This window comes from Nocardiopsis sp. TNDT3, assembly GCF_003427465.1.
Taxonomy (GTDB): domain Bacteria; phylum Actinomycetota; class Actinomycetes; order Streptosporangiales; family Streptosporangiaceae; genus Nocardiopsis; species Nocardiopsis dassonvillei.
Window position 1 is genome coordinate 1 of record NZ_QPFC01000876.1, and the last position, 2390, is coordinate 2390.

Annotated in this window: 2 protein-coding genes; one reads left to right on the forward strand and one right to left on the reverse strand. The window is 71.6% G+C overall.

From position 1 onward, the window contains the following. Window positions 1-397, reverse strand: a 397-nt coding sequence (locus tag DQW06_RS20960) for a hypothetical protein (RefSeq protein WP_117199148.1), incomplete at its 3' end; no start/stop codon positions are given. A gap of 271 nt (window positions 398-668) precedes the next feature. Here DQW06_RS20960 and metG point away from each other — a divergent pair. Then, the coding region (gene metG, locus DQW06_RS20965; RefSeq protein ID WP_117199149.1) for a methionine--tRNA ligase at window positions 669-2390 on the forward strand (1722 nt) is incomplete at its 3' end.

Here is a 2390-nt window from a genome sequence, read left to right on the forward strand (position 1 = left end):
CCCCGGGGGCGTCCAGGTCCGGGACGGGAACGGGCGCGGGGGGAGAGAGCGGCCACCAGGGCTGGTCCCACACCGCCAGGCGCAGTGCGCTGCTGGGCACGGTGTCGGGCAGGTCGCGCAGCACCGACCGGTGGTCGCACGTGGAGGCGGGCGGCCCGACGGTGACCATCGGGTTCTCGGCCAGGTCCGCGCGTTCGCGCGGGGTCACCCGCTCCTGGTCCGCCGCCGCGGCCACGGCGCCCTCGGGGGCGCTGAGCAGGCCGTGCGGAGGCAGGGGCGGTCCGGCCGGCCGCCCGCCGCCGGAGGCGACGGGGAAGGACAGGATGACGAGCAGGACCACGCTGGTCAGCAGGGCGGTCGTGTGCCGGGCAGGGCGGGGTAGGGCACCGGTAACCATGGTGACCACCGCCTCGGGGAAGGACCGGGAGGGAAGTGCTGCCCGACCGTGCGTCCCGGTGGCGCACGGCTCGTCCAGCAGAGCATACGGGTAGGGGCAAGCCCCGGGGAATGTCCCTTCGGCCCCTGTCGCACCGCCGGGCCGCCGTGCCCCGGACCGCGCGCGGGGAAGCCGGGCCCGGCGCGGCGCGTGCGGCGCCGCGTGCGCGCCCCGGGGCCGTGCGCGGGAAATGGAGTTCAGCACGGCGCGGCAGTACCTTTAGGCTTGGGTCATGTCGTCGAATCGTCACATCCTGACCGCGGTCGCCTGGCCCTATGCCAACGGACCGCGCCACATCGGTCACGTGTCCGGCTTCGGAGTCCCCTCCGACGTCTTCTCCCGCTTCCAGCGAATGTCGGGCAACCACGTGCTGATGGTCAGCGGGACCGACGAGCACGGCACCCCGGTGCAGGTCCTGGCCGACCAGGAGGGCGTGACCCCCCGGGAGCTGGCCGACCGCTACAACCGGATCATCGCCGAGGACCTGGTGGGCCTGGGTCTGTCCTACGACCTCTTCACCCGCACCACCACCGGCAACCACTACGCCGTCGCGCAGCAGCTGTTCACCGCGCTGCACGAGAACGGGTACGTGTTCGCCCACACGACCAAGGGCGCGGTGTCCCCGTCCACCGGCCGTACGCTGCCCGACCGCTACATCGAGGGCATCTGCCCCATCTGCGGTTACGACGGCGCGCGCGGCGACCAGTGCGACAACTGCGGCAACCAGCTCGACCCGATCGACCTCATCTCGCCGCGTTCGCGGATCAACGGCGAGAAGCCGGAGTTCGTGGACACCGAGCACTTCATGCTCGACCTGCCCGCCTTCGCCGACGCCCTGACCACCTGGCTCAAGGGCAAGGAGGGGCAGTGGCGCCCCAACGTCCTCAAGTTCTCCCTGAACCTGGTGGAGGACCTCCAGCCGCGCGCGGTCACCCGCGACCTCAACTGGGGCGTGCCCGTCCCGCTGGAGGGCTGGAGCGACAACGCCAACAAGCGCCTGTACGTGTGGTTCGACGCGGTCATCGGCTACCTGTCGGCGTCGGTGGAGTGGGCCCGGCGCATCGGTGAGCCCGAGGCCTGGCGCCGCTGGTGGCAGGGCGACGAGGCCCGGTCCTACTACTTCATGGGCAAGGACAACATCGTCTTCCACTCGGTGGTCTGGCCCGCGATCCTGCTGGGCCACAACGGCGAGGGGGACCGGGGCGGCGAGCCCGGCCCGCTGGGCGAGCTGAAGGTGCCCACCGAGGTGGTCTCCAGCGAGTTCCTCACCATGGAGGGGCGCAAGTTCTCCTCCTCGCGGCGCGTGGTGATCTACGTGCGCGACTTCCTGGAGCGCTACTCCGCCGACGCGCTGCGCTACTACATCATGGCCGCCGGTCCCGAGACGCAGGACACCGACTTCACCTGGGCCGAGTTCGTGCGCCGCAACAACGACGAGCTGGTGGCGGCCTGGGGCAACCTGGTCAACCGCTCCATCTCGATGGCGGCCAAGAACCTGGGCGAGATCCCGGCGGCCGGTGAGCTGACCGACGAGGACCGCCGGGTGCTGGAGGACTCGCGGGCCGCGTTCGCCAGGGTGGGGGAGCGACTGGAGCGGTCCCAGTTCAAGGCGGGCCTGCAGGAGGCCATGCGCACCGTGGCCGAGGCCAACAAGTACATCTCCGACCAGGCCCCGTGGGCGCTGAAGAAGACCGACCCCGAGCGGATGGCCACCGTGCTGCACGTGGCGCTCCAGCTGGTCCAGGACGCCAACACGCTGCTCACCCCGTACCTGCCCGAGTCGGCGAACAAGGTGTACGCGATGCTCGGCGGCACCGGCACCTGGACGGGCATGCCGCGCATCGACGCCGGGCGCGACACGATCGGCGGCTCGGAGGAGGAGGTGGAGTACCCGGTCATCACCGGGGACTACGCCGACAACGAGGCGCGCTGGGAGTCGCGGGGGGGGGGGGGG